19 protein-coding genes are annotated in these 23,050 nt (G+C 48.2%); 7 read left to right on the forward strand and 12 right to left on the reverse strand.

The genetic code is table 11. The features are described 5' to 3' along the window. Window positions 1-154: 154 nt before the first annotated feature. A complete protein-coding gene (locus PMIT1303_RS10625) occupies window positions 155-1,042 on the forward strand; it encodes a tetratricopeptide repeat protein (RefSeq protein ID WP_231901460.1) in 888 nt (295 codons plus the stop codon). A gap of 591 nt (window positions 1,043-1,633) precedes the next feature. Here PMIT1303_RS10625 and PMIT1303_RS10630 read toward each other — a convergent pair. From PMIT1303_RS10630 to PMIT1303_RS10650, 5 genes are all read right to left on the reverse strand, one after another. Then, window positions 1,634-2,035, reverse strand: a complete 402-nt coding sequence (locus PMIT1303_RS10630) for a site-specific integrase (protein ID WP_063398675.1) — start codon at window positions 2,033-2,035, stop codon at window positions 1,634-1,636. Between the two features lie 270 nt (window positions 2,036-2,305). Further along, window positions 2,306-2,638, reverse strand: a complete 333-nt coding sequence (locus PMIT1303_RS10635; RefSeq protein WP_063398676.1) for a hypothetical protein — start codon at window positions 2,636-2,638, stop codon at window positions 2,306-2,308. Further along, window positions 2,638-2,793 (reverse strand): hypothetical protein, encoded by a 156-nt coding sequence (locus tag PMIT1303_RS13840; RefSeq protein ID WP_197459815.1) that lies wholly within the window; start codon window positions 2,791-2,793, stop codon window positions 2,638-2,640. The genes PMIT1303_RS10635 and PMIT1303_RS13840 overlap by 1 nt, the downstream gene beginning before the upstream one ends. 210 nt (window positions 2,794-3,003) lie before the next feature. Next, window positions 3,004-3,261, reverse strand: coding sequence for a hypothetical protein (locus PMIT1303_RS14120; RefSeq protein ID WP_231901461.1), 258 nt, complete (start codon window positions 3,259-3,261; stop codon window positions 3,004-3,006). Window positions 3,262-3,586: 325 nt separating this feature from the next. Next, window positions 3,587-3,904 carry a hypothetical protein gene (locus tag PMIT1303_RS10650; protein ID WP_063398678.1) on the reverse strand — a complete coding sequence of 106 codons (318 nt, stop codon included), beginning with the start codon at window positions 3,902-3,904 and terminating at the stop codon, window positions 3,587-3,589. A gap of 619 nt (window positions 3,905-4,523) precedes the next feature. On the opposite strand from PMIT1303_RS10650, the gene PMIT1303_RS10655 reads away from it, so the two are divergent. Further along, window positions 4,524-4,703: a hypothetical protein gene (locus PMIT1303_RS10655; RefSeq protein ID WP_063398679.1), complete on the forward strand. Its 180-nt coding sequence runs from the start codon at window positions 4,524-4,526 to the stop codon at window positions 4,701-4,703. Window positions 4,704-4,727: 24 nt separating this feature from the next. On the opposite strand, the gene PMIT1303_RS13585 is transcribed toward PMIT1303_RS10655, so the two are convergent. From PMIT1303_RS13585 to PMIT1303_RS10665, 3 genes are all read right to left on the reverse strand, one after another. Next, the gene (locus PMIT1303_RS13585) at window positions 4,728-4,937 is read right to left on the reverse strand and encodes a hypothetical protein (protein WP_156487005.1); all 210 of its coding nucleotides are present in this window, start codon (window positions 4,935-4,937) and stop codon (window positions 4,728-4,730) included. Window positions 4,938-4,970: 33 nt separating this feature from the next. Next, on the reverse strand, window positions 4,971-6,455 hold the full coding sequence (locus PMIT1303_RS10660) for a YdiU family protein (RefSeq protein WP_063398680.1): 1,485 nt from the start codon (window positions 6,453-6,455) through the stop codon (window positions 4,971-4,973). Between the two features lie 998 nt (window positions 6,456-7,453). Then, window positions 7,454-9,784: a bifunctional (p)ppGpp synthetase/guanosine-3',5'-bis(diphosphate) 3'-pyrophosphohydrolase gene (locus tag PMIT1303_RS10665; protein ID WP_063398681.1), complete on the reverse strand. Its 2,331-nt coding sequence runs from the start codon at window positions 9,782-9,784 to the stop codon at window positions 7,454-7,456. 55 nt (window positions 9,785-9,839) lie between these two features. On the opposite strand from PMIT1303_RS10665, the gene PMIT1303_RS10670 reads away from it, so the two are divergent. Both PMIT1303_RS10670 and PMIT1303_RS10675 read left to right on the forward strand, forming a co-directional pair. Then, window positions 9,840-11,450 (forward strand): ABC transporter ATP-binding protein, encoded by a 1,611-nt coding sequence (locus tag PMIT1303_RS10670; protein WP_063398682.1) that lies wholly within the window; start codon window positions 9,840-9,842, stop codon window positions 11,448-11,450. 798 nt (window positions 11,451-12,248) lie between these two features. Then, the gene (locus PMIT1303_RS10675; RefSeq protein WP_063398683.1) at window positions 12,249-13,850 is read left to right on the forward strand and encodes a cellulose binding domain-containing protein; all 1,602 of its coding nucleotides are present in this window, start codon (window positions 12,249-12,251) and stop codon (window positions 13,848-13,850) included. A gap of 754 nt (window positions 13,851-14,604) precedes the next feature. Here the strand turns inward: PMIT1303_RS10675 and PMIT1303_RS10680 are convergent. After that, window positions 14,605-14,919 (reverse strand): Nif11-like leader peptide family natural product precursor, encoded by a 315-nt coding sequence (locus PMIT1303_RS10680; RefSeq protein ID WP_063398684.1) that lies wholly within the window; start codon window positions 14,917-14,919, stop codon window positions 14,605-14,607. A gap of 424 nt (window positions 14,920-15,343) precedes the next feature. Between PMIT1303_RS10680 and PMIT1303_RS10685 the strand changes: the two genes are divergently transcribed. Then, the gene (locus PMIT1303_RS10685) at window positions 15,344-18,052 is read left to right on the forward strand and encodes a sulfatase-like hydrolase/transferase (RefSeq protein WP_156487006.1); all 2,709 of its coding nucleotides are present in this window, start codon (window positions 15,344-15,346) and stop codon (window positions 18,050-18,052) included. A 33-nt stretch (window positions 18,053-18,085) separates the two neighbouring features. Here the strand turns inward: PMIT1303_RS10685 and PMIT1303_RS10690 are convergent, their stop codons facing one another. Genes PMIT1303_RS10690 through PMIT1303_RS10700 form a run of 3 tightly spaced genes read right to left on the reverse strand, consistent with a single transcriptional unit; the run spans window position 18,086 to window position 20,306 of the window. After that, complete coding sequence (locus tag PMIT1303_RS10690; RefSeq protein WP_063398686.1) at window positions 18,086-19,060, reverse strand: RluA family pseudouridine synthase; 975 nt, start codon at window positions 19,058-19,060, stop codon at window positions 18,086-18,088. Continuing rightward, a complete protein-coding gene (gene ylqF, locus PMIT1303_RS10695) occupies window positions 19,057-19,926 on the reverse strand; it encodes a ribosome biogenesis GTPase YlqF (protein ID WP_063398687.1) in 870 nt (289 codons plus the stop codon). Before ylqF ends, PMIT1303_RS10690 begins: the two co-directional genes overlap by 4 nt. Next, on the reverse strand, window positions 19,923-20,306 hold the full coding sequence (locus PMIT1303_RS10700; protein ID WP_063398688.1) for a universal stress protein: 384 nt from the start codon (window positions 20,304-20,306) through the stop codon (window positions 19,923-19,925). Before PMIT1303_RS10700 ends, ylqF begins: the two co-directional genes overlap by 4 nt. A gap of 134 nt (window positions 20,307-20,440) precedes the next feature. Here PMIT1303_RS10700 and pgk point away from each other — a divergent pair, with 134 nt between their 5' ends. Together pgk and PMIT1303_RS10710 are read left to right on the forward strand one after the other, a co-directional pair. Continuing rightward, window positions 20,441-21,646, forward strand: a complete 1,206-nt coding sequence (gene pgk, locus PMIT1303_RS10705) for a phosphoglycerate kinase (RefSeq protein ID WP_063398965.1) — start codon at window positions 20,441-20,443, stop codon at window positions 21,644-21,646. A gap of 344 nt (window positions 21,647-21,990) precedes the next feature. After that, window positions 21,991-22,902: an NAD(P)-dependent oxidoreductase gene (locus tag PMIT1303_RS10710; protein WP_063398689.1), complete on the forward strand. Its 912-nt coding sequence runs from the start codon at window positions 21,991-21,993 to the stop codon at window positions 22,900-22,902. Window positions 22,903-23,050 lie beyond the last annotated feature (148 nt).

Below are 23,050 nucleotides of genomic sequence, written 5' to 3' on the forward strand. Positions count from 1 at the left end.
TCAGTGAAGAGTACTTTTTTCTGCTGACAATGAGAGAGTCGCGTTATTTTATTAATAGGATAAGAAATGTAGTTTTTACTGATTAAATTGAAAAAAATTGGAGTTGAAGATCTATTGTCGTTATCTATTTTCTTTTTGATTTTGAGGCTGCTTCGTGAGATCTATTTTAAAATTCTGTAGTCTATTTCTGCTGGCACAGGGGGCGATAGGAATTAGTAGTTCATTACCTGGATTCGCAGGATCCCCTTGCAATAAGAAAGCTTGGTCGCAAGCGTTGGTAAAATGTGGTGGAAGCAATCAATGTGCGTTTAATTATTATTTTAGTCGAGTTGGCCTAGATATTAAGGGGGCTATGCAATGTAAGTTAGACGATTACAATCGCGCTACTGGTAAGAATTATACGCTCGAAGATATGGAAAAAATGAATCCTCTTAAGAACGTGAAGCCGTCAAGTTCTTGCGGGATGACACTTAGTGGTGAGCGTGTTTGTACTAAAAGCAAATCTGAGGATTCAAGCCGAAGTTCTCCTGCAAGTCAATTTGATCCTAGCGCTACAAGAAAATATAATGAAGAACTAAAAAAATATAATGAAGCACTTTCTATAGATAAGGCTATCGCAGCTAATCCGCAAGGAGCAATTGCTTATCACAGCAAAGAAATCACAATTAATCCAAAAAATGTAGATGCATATGTCAATCGTGGACTTGCCAAGGAGAATTTAAAAGATTACAAAGGAGCAATTGCTGATCACAGCAAAGCAATCGCAATAAATCCACAGCATGCCCCTGCCTACTACAGTCGTGGAGTTGGCAAGCATGCGTCAAAAGACTATCAGGGCGCAATTGCTGATTACAGCAAAGCAATAACAATTAATCCCTATCATGCCAATGCTTATAGTAATAGAGCAATTGCAGTATTTCTTTTATCAAACGATTCAAGCAGTGCTTGTAGCGATATTAAGAAAGCAGCATCACTTGGAAACGAATACCGAATTGACTGGTTGAAGAGTGAAGATGGTGCGTGGTGTCGCAATATGCGATAAGTCAAAAAATTCAGTTGGATATTTAAGTACTTATCCAAACCTGAGATTAATTGATAATCCCATATCAAATGCTTTTACTTCCAGTAGTTGTCTTTCTACCCAATCAAGAGTGTTGTGACTGGATTTCTTTGAGGTAGTAGGTTGTTGTTTCTTCTCTTTCATTAGTAGTTGTTAGGTAAGTATCAATAGGGATGATCAAGATCGTCATTCAGGGACGATAGAGATCATCATGATTGAAGAGTTAATAGTTAGTGGGGAGAGATAAAAGAAAGTACTCACAGGATGTCCATTAAGGGGACATCAGTAGAGGTAATTGTTGTCTTAGTTGTCTTTCCTCCCCTCTTATACATGAGGGATCGAAATATCCATCTTTCTCCCTTAACGGGGGGGTCGAAAAATCTATTGGTATGACAGGGGTGTGGATGGAGTGTTTTCTCTTTCTCCTTTATAAGGTGGTGATCGAAATATCTGTTGGTATGACAGTGTTGTTGAGGAGAGCACTTTTATATCCTCCTTTATACACTGGTGATCGCTTGAAACGTAGTTAGGAGAACGGATCTCAAGAATCAGTAATTGATGAGAGTGAAGCGCTCATACAGATCCGATCCAGCGTAAATTTTCTTCTGCAGGACGAATGTTTCTACCTTTACCAAGGATCTCTGTTGACTCATCTGCTCTGTAATGGAAGTAGTGGTTCTGAATGTATTTCATGCTTGTATCGGTGTTAGCAGCGATCACAGGAACAGGTACACCTGCTTTAAGACGCATGGTGATGTAGCTATGCCTGAAGCTATACCAAGTAATGCTCTTACCTGAATGAACGTCGACTTTTCTGAGGTTGTTGCTGTCATCTTTACCCCAGACTCCTAAGTCAGATTCCACTAAAACTTCAGCAAGACTATCTTTCCAGATACGCTCGCTAAACGGTTGTGAGGTTTGTTGATTACAGAAGAGGAAGTCATCTGCTTTCTTGTGCTTTGTGATGAAACCCATGTCTGTTGTTCATGCTTCTGTTCATTCTTGCATCAAAGGAGAGTCAGTGTTTACTGTTCTTCTTGATAGCAACCATTTATAAAGGAACCAGTGGATAGATACCTTGATTTTTCAATCGATTAAAAAACTAAATTCATCATTTTTTTTGCCCACTAGAATCACAAACACACCTTCTGCAAAGAGCAACCAAGCAATCGTTGCATTGTTCAGACCCAACCTTCTATAACGATCAGTCGTTGAGTCATGAACTCTGCGGATACGAGCATGCATTTATTGTGCTCCTATTACTTTGACTTGATTTCCACCCTCACTTAATTGCATCCATTTCTTTAGATCCTCCTCGGCATAGGCATCTAACCTTTTTGCATATACAGCATCTATGTCTAAATCTTCAATCATTTCATAACCAAAAAATTCCAATAATTCTTCCTGACTCTTAAAGCATCGATCACTCCATTCATAATTTTTATTACCTTTAGCATGCTCATATTTATAACATTCATAGAAATAAGAAGTCTCATAACTTGCCACTAAAGCAAACTCATTTTTCTCTTGTTCAGTGAGTTTGTCGTAGACACCCCAACCAATGATCAAGACTGGCATTACTTCTTGAGTTGAGAGCGAAGAACTAACTGACGCTTGAGTTTCACGTTCTCATCTTTTAGTTCTTGCATTTCCTTCTGGTACTCGTCGATCAAATCCAATGTCCACTTCCAGTCACGCTCAATGCAGTGCTTTCTTGCTGCGTCCCAGTCCATAGTCAGAACTCCGAATTCATTGTTCTCTTTGTCATCTTCCTGCTCCCTCTCTTAAACGATAGAAAGTTTCCTCGCACCTCACAACAACACCCTTGTATTCAGGTGGGAACGATTGCATCCATTTAGGTATGTCCATAGTGACTGGCAAGACCCCCTTGATATGGAAAATAACTTCTTTCTTCTTTTCGTCTAAGAAATGTGGTGGAAGGTTCAAACCGCTACTACCTCTTGCTCCACGATGATCCTTCTGATGGTGGAGAGAGCAAGACTTGTGTGCTCTCTTATGGATCTGTAAGAGCACCCTTTCTTGCTAAGGCGTAGGACCAGCCCTTTTTTGACGCGACTGGTCTTAGGTCTGCCTCCCAAGTTCACGCCTGTTTCTTTGCGGTGTTGGATGCTCTTAAGTGTTCTCTCACTGGTCAATGAGCGCTCTACTTCGGTAAGACCAGAAAGCAGACCAAGAAGCACAGATGCGAACTTGCCTAAAGCTCAGGTGTTGATCAGCCCATCGAGGGTTCTGACGTGGATGCATTGCTGCGGCAGGTCATGGATGCGATTGACTATTTCGACTTGAGTTCTGCCTAACCTATCTATCTTCGAGGCCACAAACTCATCGCCTCATACTCATTACTCTGGAATACTGATTGTGGATATAGGCAGCATTAGATCTTGAACCGAAAATCAGAGTAAAGCAGTGATAAAGAAGCATGAAAAATGGCGCTAACATCGATCAGCGCCCATGCCAAAAAACCTACTTGAGGAGTGTCGAGCCCCTAGCTCGATCGATGACTAATTAATCTTCTGCAGTTTCAAATTGCTTTGCCAGTTTGAATGCTTTTCTGATAATCAGATAGGCTCCGTATAACCCAGCGATTAAGGGAAGAACAACTAATGGATTAGGACTGTAGTTGGAATAATCCTTTACACCATCGACGTATTCAATTCCAGAACACTGTAGATAGAAGAAACTTGTAAAAATGATCCCCCATCCAATGATTGAAAGAATTCCTCCTTTTTTATCTCCCTCATAAAACCTATCTAAACCCCATCCCCAACCAATGCCGAGTAAGACACCTCTTGTGATTGCATTTTTTTCTTGCTTGCGAAGCATTGTTCAATTAATGGTTAATGTTCGCACCAAACATAACTGATTCGTCCTGATAGTGTGTAAATATTTTAAAATCCCCTCTAGGTGAAGGGCGCAAAAGGCCCGCTTGGGTGGTACTGAAAAGTCCTGAGATTATGCCGAATTTGCTTGCATGAAGAGACGGGCAGTCCTTGCTTAACAGGCACCATTGCACTGCCGGACTCTTTGGAGTGCTTGAGATCAGAGCAGTCACTACCAATCGCTTGACTCAAGCAACCTGCTTGAGCTAGTACAGGTGTACTGGATGCAATGGTTTGATGGCACGGTTCTCAGGTAGGCACCTATCACCCAGCCCTTCTTCTGACCCCGAGGAGTGGCAGTGCATGGATGAGGGCACGCTCAAATCCTCGCGATCAGGAGCGGTGTGCATGACCTGTAATCACTTCCGTTATGCGGTCGGGAAGCAGTGCCAGACCTTATTGACCTGTCCTATCCATCAACGCTTGATTCCTCAAGGACAGCACCTCAATTGCAAATGTCATCAATGGATCATCAGAAGGGAATTGGAGGTTGGATGGGCACCTGAGGTTGCATAGCAGGAGGGGTTGGTAGAAGATCAGATGCATTCAAGAAAGAAGCAACGATGTCTCTGGTACCTCGCTGGGAAGTCATGACCGATGAGGCAAAGGCAATCACCAAGCGGATTGCTGTTTCTGCCTTGGTGCTCCTGTTTGCCCTTTGGATTGTCAGAGTATTGATTCCGTGGGTGATCGTCGCGATCTGTGGTTACTGGGCATATCGCTGGTTCGCGAAGAGCACTTAAGAAGGTTGGGATGAGATGAGTTGCTTAGTTGTCGTCGATATAGGGATCACGGCATCCAGTCATTACCCAAGGCATCTTTAAGTCGCTTTCTGCCTGTTGAGGGTGCTTCTGTTGAATGCTTGGCGTCGTAATGGACGTCATGCTCTTGGATGTATTGGATGAGGTGTCGCAGTTGTTGCAGGCCGTGGCAATGGCTACACCTCGCTCTAAGGCAAGCATGAAACAAGGAGCCACTTTTACAAGAAAATATCTCCTGTGAAATGAGTTTTAATCCACACAGATTGCTTTCAACCAGGCCTGCAAGGGCTGCCAATCATCATCTTGATCGATCGCTTGCCAAAACTCCTCAATCACAGATCGAATCGGTGTTTTGACAAGATTCCAGCGCTGTAATCGCGCATTGATGGCTTGTGCTTCAGCAGGATTAGCAGATAAAGCTTCCCGTTGCTGTGTCCACCAACGATCTCTCCAATCCAGCCAGACTTTCCTTGCAGGTTCAGCACCATCTAAGACCACTGGCAACAAAGCTTCTGGCTCTTCTGGCAACCCCTTGGTCGATATTTGAGCAGCAAGGCCTGCAAAGAAGGCGCCATATCCAATAGGCCAAGCGTCGAGGAGTGCAAGAGTTTTACGCACGGCATCACCACCACCACCCTCAATATTGCCATTGCCGTCAAAACTGCTCGGAAGACCGAGACGACGCTGCATGCAAGCTCTATAATGAGATTGGTATGTTGGAGCAAACGTCTCTAATGACTGCTCCATTGGTTGCCGTGGCAGCAGCATTGCCAATGGCTCTTGAAGTAGCCGCAAGTTGTTATGGCAAGTCCCAGGTTGACGGCCATAGGCATAGAGGCCTGTTTGATCAAAATAAGCAGCAGTAAATCCAGGCTCCCATTGATCCAAAAAGGCGAATGGACCGTAATCGAAACTTTCTCCCAGCAGAGACATGTTGTCGGTATTGAGAACACCATGGGTAAAACCTGCTGCCATCCACTCCGCCGTTAACCTGGCCACCCGTTCAACGAGTTCTGCGTAGAAAGCCAGCAACTGAGCTTGGATCGCGCTAGCAGCATTGCCTTCTTGAACAGGATAGGCAGCGGCAATCAGCGGATAATAGACATCAACCACATGACGCAACAAACGCTCTAGGCTCTGAGCATCCCGCAAATGCAGCAGCCGCTCACAAGTGCCAAAGCGTAGATGCGTGCGCGCCATACGCATCATCACTGAACTGCGAGTAGGCGAAGGCTCATCACCACGCCAAAGCTTCTCACCGGTTTCCACCAAGCAAAGAGTTCGGCTCGTGGTGACGCCTAAACGGTGCAGCGCCTCACTGGCGATGATCTCCCGCACACCCCCTTTGAGGGTAAGTCGACCATCCCCTCCACGGCTCCAGGGAGTTGTCCCTGATCCCTTAGTGCCAAGATCCTGAAGCTGTCCAAATCGATCACGTAGTTGACCATAAAGGAAGCCACGACCATCCCCAAGCAATGGATTGTATGTACCGAATTGATAGCCGTGATAGCGCAGAGCTAATAACGGAGTACGAGCCTCAAAACAACCATAAGCCTGTTCCAGATGATGATCCTCTACGGCGTCAGGCTCAATCCCAAGCTGCCTAAGCAAGGCATCATTACGGAAACGCAATTCAGTGCGCGGAAATCGTGCGGCATCGACCACATCCCAATACTCAGAGCCCAGACTTTCAATCTGCGGCTCAAAGTTCAATGCGAGTAGCAAGTTAGTCAATTCAACACAAAGCTGTCGTTACAGCTTGTTCTCAAATTCATGGACAGCCCTCATGCATTCATGGCCAATATTTTATTCCCCTGTTTAGCCACATGGCAGCGGTTGAGGCAGTTCCTATCGCTGTATCGCCTCCAATGTCTTTCAGAGCAATGCAGTGTACCCAGGCAATCTTGATGCTAACTCAAGACTTTTTGCTTATAGATTGTAGTTCATGATTTTAAAATCTAATTCACCAGTCATGCTGATCTATAGGGCTCTATGAAAGGCTTTGTTGACAGGGCTTATGGAACATTCTGTGTCAATTGATTGATCTTCAATATGTCTCCAGCGTTAAAGAATCGGCAGGAGCTCATAAGCTATGGCCTTGCAATTTCCCCTATGCTTAGGGTTGCTCTAATCGTTGGCTAGCATGGTTATCTTGCGATCATCGTTAGTAGAGTCAGTGACTAAAATTGCGAACAACTTAAGATCATTTAGTGATCGTAGAGTCCTATTCATTAAGCGTACATCTAATCGGTAAGATAATCTTGGCATTTGCTATCAGAACCTGCCCCGCTAGCAAGCAGGGTCAACGTGAGCGATTGCAAGAAGCTCTAAGCCTAAGTTGACTGATCAGAAGCATCGCTTACGCTTCCATTGCTTTGATCTCATTTAGAGCTCAGAGAAATCGCCGTAGAGATAACAATCCCCAGGCTTCTCCATGCGCGCTGTATTGCATGCAGTCATGTTTTGGGAAACAGCACGTAGAGAACGCCCATAAAGCATGAGGCAAGTGATCGATTAATCAAATCGCCAGCCTTCTGGCGACAGCAATGAATGGGAAAGGCTTTTCGGAAAGGGCATGGAGCCAGACCAATAAAGGAAAGGCACGATACGAAATAGTTGCTCATACAGCAGAGATGCCGCACGGCAGTAGACGTAGAGACCAAGCTCAACCAAGAAAGGAACGGCCTCTAAGAGAGATCCCAGTTGCTTTTGCCTGTTTACATCGCGCTGTCCTAGCTCAAGCCAGTGCGGGCGATATCGAGAACATCGGCCATCGAGCGAATCTGATCCATCATTGAGACCAACTGAGCAGCACTGTTGAGCTCAACCCGCAAATCAATGCAGGCGGGTTTGCCATAGGATGTTTTGACCCTGGCATCGCTCACATTGATGTGGTTATCTGAAAGACGCATCAGGATGTCTTTCAGAATTCCCACTCGGTCAATCACTTCAATACGCAACTGCACTGGGAATCGCTCGCCTTCGATGAATGCACCTTGATTCCAGCGCACCGGCAATCGTCTTTCACTGGGGATCGAGCCAACATTGACGCAATCCTGCCGGTGAATCGTGATGCCGTGATTACCAAGAGCAACAGTGCCAAGGATCGCTTCTCCTGGCAGCGGACTACAACAGCCGCCCAGGCGGTAATCAAGGCCCTCCACGCCAAGGATCGGTACGCCATCAGAAGCAGGCAGCCTGGCTGGGCTTGACTCCACTTGAGCCACAAGCCGTTTCGCAACATTTACATTGCTGAGTGGTTGCTCAGGCTCGACAGTCTGAAGACGGATTTCTTCTCGCAAACGATTCAGCACTTGCTGCAAGGTCAAAGCTCCAAAACCAAGCGCCGCAAGCAAATCTTCTGTGACCGATAAATTGCAGCGTTCTGCCACGCGAGTCATCGCTTCGCTACTGAGTAGCGCATCAAAACCATTACGACCGAGTTCACGCTCCAACAGGTCTTTCCCCCGTTGGATCGTTTCATCACGATGGCTTCGCTTATACCACTGACGGATGCGATTACGGGCTGTGGGAGTAGCGACAAAGTTCAGCCAATCGAGGCTTGGATGAGCTGTTTTGCTGGTCAGAACTTGCACGAAATCGCCGTTCTGCAATGAGGTCGACAATGGACAAAGCCGATCATTAATGCGCGCACCATGGCAATGGTTGCCAACCTCTGAATGAATCCGATAGGCGAAATCAACAACTGTGGAGTCTTTGCGCAAGCCCACTACATCGCCTTTAGGAGTAAATACAAACACCTCCTCATCAAACAAGTCTTCTTTGATCGAAGCAAGGTAGTCGTTGTGGTCATCATTGCCTCCTTCCTGTTGCCACTCGACCAGCTGACGAAGCCAATTAAACCGCTCCTTATTGGCGGCAGCTGGGGAACCACCTTCTTTGTACTCCCAATGAGCCGCAATGCCGAATTCAGACACACGATGCATCCCTGGAGTACGAATCTGCACCTCAATGGGCCGATGCTTGCCGATGACCGCCGTATGTAGCGATTGATAGCCATTGGGCTTGGCTAAACCGATGTAATCCTTGAAGCGTCCGGGAATAGGCCGGAAGGTGTCATGTACGACAGCCAAGGCGCGGTAGCAAGTCTCCACACTGGGAGCGATAATCCGCAAAGCCGCCACATCGAAGATCTCATGGAATGCCTTTTGCTGGCGTTGCATCTTGCTCCAGATGCCATAGAGATGTTTCGGTCGCCCACTGACTTCACAAGCATCAAGACCCGCAGACGCCAGTCGTTCCGTTAACAGTTCAACCGTGGTCGCTAGACGGTTCTCCCGTTCACTGCGCTTGGTAGCCACCTCTTGCTGAATCTCTCGGAAAGCCTCAGGTTCAAGAAGCTTGAAGGCCAAATCCTCGAGTTCCCATTTGAAGCGACCAATGCCGAGGCGATTGGCTAGAGGTGCATAAATCTCGCGGGTTTCACGAGCAATGCGCTGCTGCTTATCAGCCTGTAATGAGCCAAGCGTGCGCATGTTGTGAAGCCTATCGGCCAATTTCACCAGCACCACGCGGATGTCGCTGGCCATTGCCAGAAACATTTTGCGCAAGTTCTCAGCTTGGGCCTCAGTGTGGTTAGTGAAATTAATCCCCCCCAGTTTGGTGACGCCTTCCACCAGTTCCCGTACCTCAGCGCCGAAATAATCTTCCAGTTGCTCCGGGGTTAAATCGGTGTCTTCCACCACATCGTGCAGGAAACCTGCAGCGATCACGCTGGCGCTAGCGCCGATATCCCGCAACAGATCAGCCACTGCCACGGGGTGAACGATATATGGGTCACCACTGGCTCGAAATTGCCCCTCATGTAGCTGAAAGGCCAAATCAAAAGCTGCTGCAAGCAGGGCTTCTGAATCGATTGGGCAACTCTGCCCAAGCCCAGGAGGGATGTGCTGAATACAGTCTTTCAACCATTCCGGCAAGGCAATGCCGTAGTCATCAACACTGCTGAACGGATGTGTCCTGATCTCAGGTAAACCACACACCTCTGAACCAGTGCCAGCATTGGCCTGTGTTGATTTCGGGGGAGTGGTGACGTTGAGCATCCGACCCAGCGGATCAATCCATGGTATTCAGTCCCAAGACTCCGTGCTACTAACGATGCCCAGCTCTTCAGAGCAGGTACTCGAGCTCAGCCAACTGCGCATGCGCTATCCCCGCAGCGCTGATTGGACACTGGATGGACTCAACCTAAGCATCAAGTCAGGAGAGAGACTCGCCCTGGTGGGTCCTTCAGGCTGCGGCAAGAGCACCGTGGCCAAGGCCGTACTGCAACTACTTCCCCCTGGCAGCATTTGCCAGGGAGGGTTGCTACTGACCGGCCAAGATCCAAGACCATTGCAACAGAAGCGATTGCGGCAACTACGTGGTGAAGCGGTAGGTCTAGTTTTTCAGGATCCAATGACCCGCCTTAATCCGTTGATGACGGTGGGAAAGCATTTGCTTGACACTCTCAACGCCCACCAACCAGAAGCTACCCCCAGCTGGCGAGAGCAGCGGGCAGAGGAACTCCTGGAGCGAGTGGGAATCGGGGCGAACCGGTTCCGCGCTTACCCCCATGAATTCAGTGGTGGCATGCGTCAGCGGCTGTCCATTGCTCTAGCAATCGCCCTCAATCCCCCTCTGGTCATCGCCGATGAGCCCACCACCAGCCTTGATGTCGCCGTGGCTGGTCAGGTTATGGCCGAACTCAGCAACCTCTGCGAGGAGCTCGGCAGTGCTCTCATGCTGATCAGCCATGACTTGGCGATGGCAGCTCGCTGGTGCGAGCGCATGGCCATTCTCGATGGGGGACGCATGGTGGAAGAGGGCCGGAGCGAAGAGCTGCTTTCTCATCCCCGCTCAGCTATCGGCACGCGGCTCGTGGGTGCCGCCAGGGCGCGTGAAGGCGGAAGCACTCCAACTTGCTCGCATACCGCTGCCGTCGTTCTAGAAGTCAATGCTTTGCGCTGTTGGCATGCTCTGGGAGGCTGGCCCTGGGCACCGACCTGGCTCAAAGCTGTTGATGGAGTGAGCTTCAACATCCGTGCTGGCGAGAGCCTTGGTGTGGTTGGAGCATCTGGCTGCGGCAAAAGCACCCTCTGCCGGGCCCTCATGGGTCTTACGCCGATCCGGGGTGGTCAGGTGCATCTCCAAGGCCACAACCTGCACAGCTTGCAAGGACAGCCATTAAGGCAAGCCCGTCAGGCCTTGCAGATGGTTTTTCAAGACCCCCTCGCCTGCCTCAATCCAAAAATGACGATCGCAGAAGCCATCGCCGACCCACTGCTCATCCATGGAATGGCAAGCCGAGCTGAAGCAAGGCAAAACGGACGAAAGTTACTTGAGCAGGTGGGCCTCAGCCCAGCGGAGGACTATCAAAACCGACTGCCTCGCCAGCTCTCTGGCGGCCAGCAACAACGCGTCGCCATTGCCCGAGCCTTGGCCTTAAAACCGAAGGTGCTGATTTGCGATGAGAGCGTCAGCATGCTGGACGCGGAAATACAAGCTGAGGTGTTGGCTCTATTGCGTCAGCTTCAGAAAGAATTGGGGCTCGCGATGCTGTTCATTACCCACGACCTCTCCGTTGCCAGTGGTTTCTGCCACAGAGTGATCGTGCTCGACCATGGGCAAATCGTTGAGGAAGGACCCGGCGATCAGCTCCTTCAGAAACCCCAAGCAGCGATTACCCGCATACTCGTAGAAGCCTGTCCGAGACTGCCAACAAAATAATGCATTAAAGGCATGCCAAAATAACGACAAGTTCTTAAATAAAGCCTTTTCGAGCTGGGGCATCATCTCCAAACTTAAACACTTAGCATGCAATTAATACGTTCTGGCATGTATTTATTCTCAATTAGTTTCCGTCAAAAGTACAGGAACTGATAGTAGGGAAACCGATTTTTTTGAGTCAACACTTGAGGCAAGCAGGTAACGACTATCTGAGCAAAAAGATCAATTTATAGTGATCAAAATAGAATAGCTTAAAGATGGGCTTGGTGCTGGTCTAATGAAAGCAGTAAAAGCCAAAAATCAAGCTAATAGCTGCTTGTTTCCCTTGACACGAAATCATTAAATAAATTTAAAAAGCTCTTGAGTCTGGTGTAGATGTAATCATTCTAGATGAAAGCCTTGAGCATAGAACTGGTGCCTTAATTTCTACCCTTGAAGTACTCGCTAAAGACTACTCTTGGCTTGATCTAGACCTACAGTTTCCCTGCTAGGAGCTTTGCTGAGTTCATCTCAGCAAAGCTTTCGCCTTGCCAAATTGAAGCTTTATATTGAATGGCTGAGGGAGATAGCAAGCTAAGCATTGCTAAACAACAGCAGATTGCCAAAACTACAGACCGTGAGCATGTTCAATCCATTTTGTAACGCCTTTACTTGAAAAGTCGAGTTGCTGCTGAGGCAGAGTTAAGACCTGGAATCCTTAGAGAATTCTCAGATAAAAAAGTCTGCTCTATGGAGCAAAAATCCTTCATTTGAAGGGTTGAGTTGTAGTACACATCACGCTTAGACCTGTATAAGCAAATGAATCAGGTCATGACATCACAGTTGAAAGTCTCAGTTGGAGGGAGCGTGTGGTGGAAAGGGTTGACAGCCGAACTCAACATCACCAATACATCAAGCGAAACTCTTTCAGAATGGAGTTATAGCTTCATAACATCCCACAAAATCTCAGGGATGCCATGGGGTGTCAGCACATCGGCCGAGCAGCTCGCCAACGGACAAACGAAATACACACTGACAGGAATCGGTTGGGCGCAAACCATTCCCGCTGGAGGGTCCGTCACAGTCGGCTTCAATGCGCAACAGGGCAAGGCACTAGGTACAGGAGGAGTGCTGACCGCTGCATTGTTGATGACTAACGCGTCAGAAACTGCAATCACGGCTGCATCATCTCTTGCGGTAAGTGATGCACCAGCAGTTGAAGTGCAAGGGCATCAACAGAGCGAGAACGACTCTGCAATGGAAGGAATGCATGAACACACAACCTCCGACTCTGCTTTCACCCTGATCACCGAATGGGGTGCATCAAGTGGCAGTGAACACACCACCCACGATGAACTGATGGGAGGACGCACTCCCATTACCACAGAAGCACATGTTGCGTATAACAATCTCCGCACCTTTCTCGGACTGGATCCTGCATCCCTAGAAGACATCGGCAACTGGGCCTTCGCTAATAACCTCACCAACAACTCCCAGGCCTGGGGCAATGAACTCCAAGGTGTTGGTCTCTGGTACTCCATGCAGGGGGCCAAAGTTGGCTGGATCGCCGATGAAAACTACGATCCCCAATGGCTTGCCGATCTACAACGCAGCGCACGTATTGGTAGCCCCAATGACGTGATGAGCATGGCGAGACAGATCGCTAAACCTGGCTTCATCGATTACCTCGAGGGCATCGATGGCGTCGATCACTTCATCAACACTTTGAAGATGGAGCCCCATTTTGGTGGCTGGATGCACGATAGGGCTCATGGATGGCTATCAATCGAAGACGTTGCTATCGCTCATGACATCAACCACCTCACAGTGCTCAGTCATGACCAAACACAACCGTTCATGAATGACACCTTTGATTGGCCGCAATGGCCTGCCTTAGAGGTCTCCGATCAGGTCGTCATCGACTACTTCCAAAGCATGGTGAGCCTGGGCGGCCCACTGGGCTCAAACTTGGACGCTCTAGGTACACCGATAAATGAGGAGGATGAGAAACCTCAACAGGAACCAGTTGTTCTCGTTGAGCAAAGCCAGGTTTCACAGATTGATCCAATCACCGGTAGCGCGGTGGATGTTGAGGTGTCTGGTGATCTTTGGTGGGGTGGCTTCACCGCGGAGATCACTATCACCAATAGCAGTGATCAGCGTCTGGAGAATTGGGCAGTAGGCTTCAACAGTACTCATCACTTTTACGGCGAGTCCTGGGGTGTTGATGTCGTTACCGAAGAGGTTGCTGATGATCTCTACAGTTATAAAATCTATGGAGCTGACTGGGGTCAGTCGATCGGAGCTGGTCAATCGATGACTGTGGGCTTCAACGCGCTAACGGGTATGGAGCTGGAGGGTAGCAGTTCTCTCACCGCCGAGAGCCTATTTGCCGAGGGCAGCGAGCCTGTACTGCTCTAACCGGTTGCATAGCCTCAGCTCACTAAACAGCATCACCATTAGCGCAAGCAGCGATGGCGGGCTAACGCCGGTGGCCTGCTTTCGAGGGTAGAAGCTGCATCGTGATGAAACAATTAATGCGTATGTTCATTCCATCCAGACTCTCTTATCTAGCCACTGCAGGAGGATTCTCTCAAGCGCACAATTTTGCTTATAGAGAGATGAGGCCTGAGCACGTCTCAAATCAAGGTTGAGTCGACGGTAAAATAGATTTTCTGTTACTTTGATCTTGAGCGATTAGAAAGCTTGACTGGTTCAACCAAAATAATCACGCCAAAAGGCACGAGTTTTTAACGGTAAGTCTTGCCGCATTAAATTGCACATGCAACCCATTTCCGATAAATAGAATTCAATTCTAAACCAATAGCCAATAATTCAAGCCCCTGCCTTTTCAAGATAAAATATTAAATGGTGGAAGCTATATCTTGAATCTAGCTCGTATCATCAAAGTATTGATTTCATGTAACAGCAAGCAATGACGACTTCAAAAAGTGATCCAGGCGATAGGCGGCCTGACATCATAAAAATCAAGCAATTGATTGAGTATTATAATGTGCTGAGGTGTTGCCCTATTCTGCTTCCTTAAGTGAGAAGCTTGTTGAATAGAACTTCAGCTCTCGATATTAAAGGAACTGCTTCAAAGCTATTTCCGATTAAGAAGCTTCTTGAAAGCCCATCCAAACGAAAGCTTCCCTAAGTTATCACAGATATCTATTCAGAATGAGTAATAATCTATAGCGTCATTTGATCCTAAGACCTGCATTTGAATCCTCGCCAGACTTCGCCTTGCGACAAAGGCATTCTCCATCTCGAATCGCCAAAAATTATTAAGTTGTTGGCATTGCGCAAACAATATATCGGCTTCGGAAATAGTAAATCCAGCTCGCGTAGCAACTTCAATAACTTTCGAAGGGTCCACATCTAATGGCGTATGCTGATCACCCCATTTCTCCAATGCGCAATCCTTTAATTGAGCCTGCAGATCAGGGTTAAGACGCGCTTCAGCAATAAAAGCCTCCAGTTCAGTCATACGCCTAATAAAGACTTGCCAGTAGAGAGGGAAAAGTCCCTCAGATTAGTCAATATAAACCTAATCTATCTCAGACTCTGCTGGCAAGCTGGCTAGATAGTTATATGTTGGATTCCTTCTACCAATGATATCTGCTATGGGCAAGCTGTTTCTGGGGAAAGGATCTCCCTGCGGCGGATCAATAAATTTTTAGAACTAATCTAACCTTGATTAATGCGTACTCCATGCTCCTTCGTCTGGATTATTTGAGATAAGGTGAAGAATCGAATGACTTGGATCTTCTCCCTTCGTGGCTTGACTAGAATCTTTTTGATCAATAGAAACAGTGGGCTCGTTAAAGAGAACCTCAAGGTTGTAATTAACCTCTATATTGAAATAGCATGTTTTGTATCATGGTATAGTTCCTTTACAATATTGGCTGAAAATGACTGAGAAGAGATTTCCACGGAATCTCGTGATTCTCATTACTGATCAAGAAAGGTCCCATGACCTTGGGTTTGCGGATACCTTTGATAGTGACTTACCCGCCACCTCGTGGTTATCACAAAATGGCCTTTCTTTTTCTAATGCATTTACAAATACAAATCAATGTTCAGTCGCGAGAACCTCATTCTTTACATCCAAATTCCCCGCCCAGCACGAGGTAAAAGAGGTTATAACTTCTGATAAATGGGTGAATCCTCAGACTCAAGCACAGATTGGCTTGAATCCAGACATCCCCAACTTTGCCACAATACTCGCTAACGAGGGTTACGACGTTATTTATAAAGGCAAAGCACATATGAATATAGGCTTTAATCAAAATAAGGGTACAGCAAATACATCAGACGACGAATACATAGATCCAGACTTGTCTCTGCTTGGCTTTAATGAATGGGATCCCCCTGAAGCGGGAACATTCTCGAACCCCCTTGGTCTGACCAATGATCAGCGATTTATAAATGATGGCATAACGTGGCTTGAAGATAGAATTCAGTCTGGGAATGAAAAGCCATTCGCCCTAGTGATTAGTTTGGTCAACCCACACGATATCCTGGCATATCCACCTTTAGGACAAGTATTGGCAATCGGCGATGAAGATTATAGGTATAATATTAAGGATTTTTCGAACCTAAATTTTTCATCTCAACAGCCTATTCCTGAGACCATAAATGAGAATATATCCAGTAATTTCAAGCCCGAAGTTCAAGCGGAATTCGTGGAAGTAATGGATAATCTTTTTGCGCCAATAGATGACACTATAACTAGCAATAGCGAAAGCTATCTAAACTTCTATGCCAACCTAATCCATCGAACAGATCTCCAATTTGAACAGGTAATTGATACGATTAACTCCGACGCAGCATTCGCTTCAGATACGATGATTGTCAAGATGTCCGACCACGGAGAGCTTGGCTTAGCTCATGGTGGCATGAGACAAAAAACATTTAATGCCTATGAAGAAGCGATTAAAACTCCTTTGATATGGAGTAATCCAGGATACTTTGAAGGCCGCGAATCCAACACTGAGGAACTTGTCTCTCATATTGATTTCCTTCCGACATACTTGAACCTGATTGGTGTAGAAAAAAATACAATTGATTCCTATGATCTACAGGGAGTTGACTATAGCGCAATTATTGATGGGACTACTGATGATAACGAGGCGCAAGATTATATTTTATTTACCTGGGATGATGATTGGGCTGGACAAGACCCCCCATCTGGTGTGGCTAAAGACCCGCAACTGGGAATGTTAAATCCGCCTAGTAAAATTCAGGCAATTAGAACCAAAGAATACAAGTTGGTCAGGTATTTTGATCAATCAAAGCCATATTCTAATCAGGTATATCAAGAAGAATTCTATGATCTAAGGGCCAATGGCACTGATTATTCTGAGGAGCAACAGCAACCACTAGAATCTCTCAACTATTCTCCATGGGCTGAAACCAAACGCGAAGAAGCTGGCGAGGCAAAGATAGCAACAAAAGAAATCACAGATGAATATCTAGTCTTATCTGCCCAATTAGATGAAGCTATAGAAGATCGCTTACAAAGCATGCCCGACTTGCCTGGTGTTGAACCAACGATCGCCACTAAGCTACTTAAAAATGGTACAAGAGAAGAAGTCTTTTACATCCACGATGGCCCAGGGCAATTAACCAAAGATCTTGAAATTGCATTTAATTCAAGAGATGGTCAATATTATAATATTCAGTATTTAAATTCAACCATTAATAATAATGGAGACAAGGCTGAGGAATGGATAAATGTAGGAGGAGATGATAATATAATCAAAGGTACAAATAACCCAATATATCTATACTATAAAGGCCTTCCTGAAAATCTAGTCAAGGCGAATATTCGCGTCAAATGGATTAAAGATTCGGATTCGGCGAGTCTGCCGACGAAAAGTATTGCAACTCAAGGTGTCGAACCTGAGGCGATTATTCATCTAACTGATGGTCCAGGCAAATTAACCAAGGATGTTGAAGTTGCTTTTATCCCAAATGATGGGCAATATTATAATGTGCAATTTCTGGATGCATACCAGGACGATGATACTGGGGTGCTGGTTGAATCATGGACAATCATAGGAGGAGGAAGCATACAAGGTGGGGGAAAGCCTATAAATCTATCTTTTAAGGGCTTGCCAGTAACATTGCGCGAGGAGCAGATCCGTGTTGCATGGGTTGGCTCTTCAAGTGACCCTCCATCTTTAGACAGCGTACAAAAGACTTATAAAGGGACAAATAAGAATGATCGAATCATAGACATATTTTCATCTTTAGGCTCTGGTGAAACCAATGATCTCTTGAAAGGCTTAGAAGGTGATGACATCATTTATGCTGGTAGAGGCAATGACTATCTATATGGTGGAAAGGGGGATGATACTCTGATCGGAGGACATGGAGATGATCGTTTAAATGGTGGCAGCGGCTCAGACATGTTTACCCTCAGTTCAGGAAAGGATACAATCGAAGACTTCCAAATATTTGAGTTAGATAAAATTCTCTTTGAAGAGAAAATTGAATTCTCATTAGAGCAAATCGGAAATGATTTGCTCATCACAGGCGAAGGAGGGATCGAAACCACACTTTTAAATACGAGTAAGCAGCACTTTATGGTATTTCAACCTATGCAAGCTATTTAAAGAGAGCCAATAATCAATGACTTCCTTATGCACTCATCTATTCTTCATCTTAAGTCGTAGCAATGTCAATAGATTATCAAACTTCATAGGCAAGGGCGCATCGAACACCATGCGGTTTTTGTGGATTGGATGGTTCAATCCCAGTTGTACAGCGTGAAGAATCTGGCCAGGTAAATCCATCGGTAACTTTCGGCAGCGGCTGTAAGTGGGATCACCAACAATCGGATGACCGATGTGAGCGCAATGAACACGAATCTGATGGGTGCGTCCCGTATCAAGCTTGAAACGCAGCAAGGAATAGTCACCTAATCGTTCAACCAACGTCCAGTGGGTGCAAGCATGACGGCCTCCGTCTTCATTGACCACGGCATATTTTTTGCGATCCACCGGATGGCGACCAATCGCTGCCACGATCGTGCCTTGGTCGCCTGTCGGAGCGCCATGCACGACAGCCAAATATTTGCGCGATGCAATGCGTTTCTGAATCTGTTCCTGCAGTTTCACCAATGCCTCCTGACTCTTGGCAATCACGATGCAGCCAGTGGTGTCTTTATCGAGACGATGCACGATGCCTGGTCGCAACTTTCCACTGATGCCAGGCAGATCAGAGCAATGATGCAAAAGACCATTCACTAACGTGCCGTTTCGATTGCCTGGAGCCGGATGCACTGTGAGGCCTGCAGGCTTGTTGATCACGATCAGATGTCTATCCTCAAAGAGCACGTCTAAGTGCATTGCTTCCGGTTGCAGATACGGCAAAGGCTCTGGTGGCGGCATCCACAACTCCACCTCATCGCCTTGGCGCAAAGGAGTCTTAGCTCGCCCGGTGATGCCGTTTACACGTACAAGACCAGCCTCAATAAACTTTTGGATGTGTGAACGGCTCTGCTCCGATCGTTGGCTGACAAGCCAACGATCCAGACGCATTGGCAAGGGTTTGGGGTAGTGCAGCTTCAGCAATTCACCCTCACCTTCTCCAAACGCCAATGTCCGTTCGTCCAATGTCATGGCAACGGCAACTCCAGCGCGATCGGCCCCAATAGTGCTCGGCGAAAGTCATCCAAAAGCCGTTGGGCCATACGCCCTGTATCACCAGAGGTGTGGCGTTCGGCAACAGTCATCAACCAAGCATGGGCATCAGCGTGCTCACCGGCCAAGTTGATGCCGTAACGCTGCTCAAGGATCCCTGCAACTACCCCAGCCGCCGCCTGCTTCTCCAACACACTCAGCGTCTCCAGTAACGCGAGGGCCACCAACTCAACGTCATAGGCGGCCTGGCCGATGTCATCGCAAAGGGCGAGATGCAAAGCAGCCTGTTGGTCATCGAGGCGGGGTGGCAAAACGCCGGGGGCATCAAGTAAGTCAAGGTCTTGACCCAAGCGCACCCAGCGCAGGGTGCGGGTCACGCCGGCGCGACGAGCACTCTCCACCACCTTCTGACGGACCAAACGATTGATCAGGGCGGACTTGCCCACATTGGGAAACCCCAAAGTGAGGGCCCTTACAGGGCGTGGTCGCATACCACGGGAGCGGCGGCGCTGATTGAGCTGATCTCCAGCTCGTATGGCTGCTTGTTGAACCTGCTTAACACCTGTGCCAGCCTTGGCATCACACCACCATGGGGTTTGGGCCTGGTCACGGAACCAACGATCCCAAGATTGGCGAGCCGCAGAGGAAATCATGTCGCGGCGGTTGATCACTAGCAAATGCTGCTTGCCCTTAATCCAGCGCTGCAGCTGCGGATGAGCAGTGGCTATCGGGATGCGAGCATCCCGCACCTCAATGACAAGGTCAATTTTGTCGAGATTCTTGCTGAGCTGTTGCTCCGCCTTAGCGATGTGGCCTGGATACCACTGAATTGTTGGAGTGCTCACGGCACCACCAGCACCGGACAAGGGGCCAACTGGATCACCCGGGCTGCTGTGCTCTCGCTATCGCCATCCAAATTCACACCGCGTGTGCCCATCACAATCACATCCACATTGAATTCATCAGCCACATCGCAAATCACGAAGGCAGGCTTACCTTCTCTCTCCAACACTTCACAAGCAATCCCAGCCTGCTCGACTTGTTCTCGAGCCCGTTTCAATAGAACTGCTACAGCCTCAGGATCGTGCATTTCAGGCCGCTCAGCCTGGACCACAGACAGGATGATCAAACGGCTGCTATGGCTTCTGGTCAGTTCCAAAGCCTTACTGGCCGTTTCTATCGTTTCCCGGCTCTGATCAATCGGGAAGAGAACGGTTTCAAACATGCGTTTGAACAAAATGCTTGCTTCAATCTTGTCCTAGCGCCAACCAGATCAGTTCGCCGGCCCATCAACCCAACCAGGCAAGCAAAACACGGGTTAATGTCAGCGGGTTTTTCTTACCGCACGGCACAACCCCCATGGCGAAGCGTTCACTGTCCAGCCTCAGCGCAGCGGACCTACGTAGTAAGCGTGTGCTGGTTCGGGTTGACTTCAACGTGCCTCTCAACGAGAACGGCGCCATTACCGATGACACCCGCATCCGCGCCGCCCTGCCCACCATCAATGACCTGATCGACAAAGGTGCTCGGGTGATCCTCTCGGCCCACTTTGGCCGACCAAAGGGTCAAATCAATGAAGGAATGCGGCTCACACCAGTAGCAAAACGCCTCAGCGAACTGCTGGGCAAAACCGTGACAAAAACCGAAAGCTGCGTCGGTAGCGACGCCGAAGCCAAGGTCAATGCCATGGCCGATGGAGACGTCGTACTGCTGGAGAATGTGCGCTTTTTCTCAGAAGAAGAAAAAAACGACGCCAATTTCGCTCAAAAGCTCGCAGCACTCGCTCACGCTTATGTGAATGACGCTTTCGGTGCCGCACACCGTGCCCACGCTTCTACAGAAGGGGTCACCAAATTCCTCAACCCCAGTGTGGCAGGCCACCTGATGGAGAAGGAACTTCAATACCTGCAAGGTGCCATCGACGACCCCAAGCGACCCCTTGCAGCGATCGTGGGTGGGTCCAAGGTCAGCAGCAAGATCGGCGTGTTGGAAGCCTTGATCGACAAGTGCGACAAGGTGCTGATCGGCGGCGGCATGATCTTCACGTTCTACAAAGCGCGTGGCCTTTCAGTAGGCAAGAGCCTGGTGGAAGAGGACAAGCTGGAACTAGCCAAGGAGCTAGAGGCCAAGGCCAAGGCCAAGGGGGTTCAACTGCTTCTGCCTACTGACGTTGTGCTAGCCGACAACTTCTCCCCCGACGCCAATAGTCAGACCGTATCCATCGACGCCATTCCCGATGGTTGGATGGGACTGGACATTGGCCCAGACTCAATCAATCTCTTCCAAGACGCACTTGCTGACTGCCAAACAGTGATCTGGAACGGCCCCATGGGCGTGTTTGAGTTCGACAAGTTTGCCGCCGGCACCAACGCCATCGCCACGACCTTGGCGGACCTCAGTGGCAAGGGTTGCTGCACAATTATCGGCGGTGGTGACTCCGTGGCCGCCGTCGAAAAGGCCGGCCTCGCCGAGAAGATGTCCCACATCTCCACCGGTGGTGGCGCCAGCCTTGAGCTGCTGGAAGGCAAGGTGTTGCCAGGTGTCGCCGCTCTCGACGACGCTTAAGCAAAGACCTCGCTTGTGTTCTCGGGCCATTGCCTTGCATAACGGCAATGGCCCCCGCATTCATTAGCTCTGATAAGAGCTCTCGAGCAAACTTCTGGCGCAATACTGTTCTGACAGCGAACCTTCATCCCAGCAATCGCAAGGTGCATTAACAGCGAAGAAGATTGCAACTGGCTAGACGATTGAGAGCCTTGCAAGCTTTGAGTTGCCCGAGTGCACTACTGCAAACTCTTGTAGGTCAAACTCGTCGAGCATCACGAGGCAAGATCCTCAGGTTGCAGGTTTGAAGCAACTGCCAATGTTGAGCTGAAGTAGTAAAAATCGAAGCAGCTCTACTGACAAACATGAGCAAAGCTCAGTTCATCCCAACGTCTAGCCTTGCCTTTGTTGGCCTCGGCGCATTGGGTTTACCAATGGCTGCCAATCTGCTGGCTGCGGGTTATGAGCTGAAGGTTCACAGCCGCAGTCGTGCGGCTGAACTGAATTTGGCTTTAAAAGGTAGTCGTCCCTGCAGCACACCAGCAGAAGCTGCAGCAGACAGCCAGGCTCTACTGATCTGCGTTAGCGATGATGAAGCAGTAGAAGCGGTTCTTTTTGGTTCTCAGGGAGCAGCTTCTATGCTCAGCTCCGGCGCCGTTGTGGTGGATTTCTCGACGATCGCCCCAGCAACGTCGATCACCCTTGCTGAGCGACTTGCTCAGCAAGGCGTGACCTATCTGGATGCACCGGTAACCGGAGGCACCGAAGGGGCCAGAGCAGGAACTCTGACCGTTCTAGTGGGTGGCAACACACAAGCTTTGGCAAGGGTGCAGCCACTGCTGGAGGTGATCGGTGAGCGCATTCATCACTTCGGTTCGGTGGGACGGGGCCAGCAGGTGAAGGCGCTCAACCAAGTGCTGGTGGCCGGTAGCTATGCCGCATTAGCAGAAGCAATCGCGCTAGGGCAGCAGCTGGGTCTACCGATGCCGGAGGTGATCAAAGCCTTACAGCATGGTGCCGCAGGCTCATGGGCCCTCAAGCACCGATCAACAGCGATGCTGGAAGATCACTATCCGCTCGGCTTCAAGCTGGCTTTACATCACAAGGATCTCGGCATTGCCCTGGAAACGGCAGAACGTGTGGGACTACAACTGCCAATCACAAGCAAAGTGAAATCCATGGAGGCAAACCTGATTGAACACGGCCATAGCGAGGAAGATGTATCAGTGCTGAGGCGGTGGTTTGATCAGCAACAGGCAGAATCTCAGCAATTCTGATCGAGCCTTCGATAGGCTGAACAAGTTGTTGATACCACTTAAATTGGAAGCTAGTATTTCATTCAAATAAAAGCCAATATATTCAGCCCGAATGTTTATTCACAGCCTACTATTGCGCCAACTTTAACTGATACTTTTAGAAGTGATT

This window comes from Prochlorococcus sp. MIT 1303 (assembly GCF_001631965.1).
Taxonomy (GTDB): Bacteria; Cyanobacteriota; Cyanobacteriia; order PCC-6307; family Cyanobiaceae; genus Prochlorococcus; species Prochlorococcus marinus_D.

Coding starts and splice junctions, on each gene's coding strand:
- PMIT1303_RS10630 (WP_063398675.1), bottom strand. CDS start 2,035: ATGGGTTTCATCACAAAGCACAAGAAAGCAGATGACTTCCTCTTCTGT.
- PMIT1303_RS10635 (WP_063398676.1), bottom strand. CDS start 2,638: ATGCCAGTCTTGATCATTGGTTGGGGTGTCTACGACAAACTCACTGAA.
- PMIT1303_RS13840 (WP_197459815.1), bottom strand. CDS start 2,793: ATGGACTGGGACGCAGCAAGAAAGCACTGCATTGAGCGTGACTGGAAG.
- PMIT1303_RS10650 (WP_063398678.1), bottom strand. CDS start 3,904: ATGCTTCGCAAGCAAGAAAAAAATGCAATCACAAGAGGTGTCTTACTC.
- PMIT1303_RS10655 (WP_063398679.1), top strand. CDS start 4,524: ATGTCTCTGGTACCTCGCTGGGAAGTCATGACCGATGAGGCAAAGGCA.
- PMIT1303_RS10665 (WP_063398681.1), bottom strand. CDS start 9,784: ATGCTCAACGTCACCACTCCCCCGAAATCAACACAGGCCAATGCTGGC.
- PMIT1303_RS10670 (WP_063398682.1), top strand. CDS start 9,840: ATGCCCAGCTCTTCAGAGCAGGTACTCGAGCTCAGCCAACTGCGCATG.
- PMIT1303_RS10675 (WP_063398683.1), top strand. CDS start 12,249: ATGAATCAGGTCATGACATCACAGTTGAAAGTCTCAGTTGGAGGGAGC.
- PMIT1303_RS10680 (WP_063398684.1), bottom strand. CDS start 14,919: ATGACTGAACTGGAGGCTTTTATTGCTGAAGCGCGTCTTAACCCTGAT.
- PMIT1303_RS10685 (WP_156487006.1), top strand. CDS start 15,344: ATGACTGAGAAGAGATTTCCACGGAATCTCGTGATTCTCATTACTGAT.
- PMIT1303_RS10690 (WP_063398686.1), bottom strand. CDS start 19,060: ATGACATTGGACGAACGGACATTGGCGTTTGGAGAAGGTGAGGGTGAA.
- PMIT1303_RS10700 (WP_063398688.1), bottom strand. CDS start 20,306: ATGTTTGAAACCGTTCTCTTCCCGATTGATCAGAGCCGGGAAACGATA.
- pgk (WP_063398965.1), top strand. CDS start 20,441: ATGGCGAAGCGTTCACTGTCCAGCCTCAGCGCAGCGGACCTACGTAGT.
- PMIT1303_RS10710 (WP_063398689.1), top strand. CDS start 21,991: ATGAGCAAAGCTCAGTTCATCCCAACGTCTAGCCTTGCCTTTGTTGGC.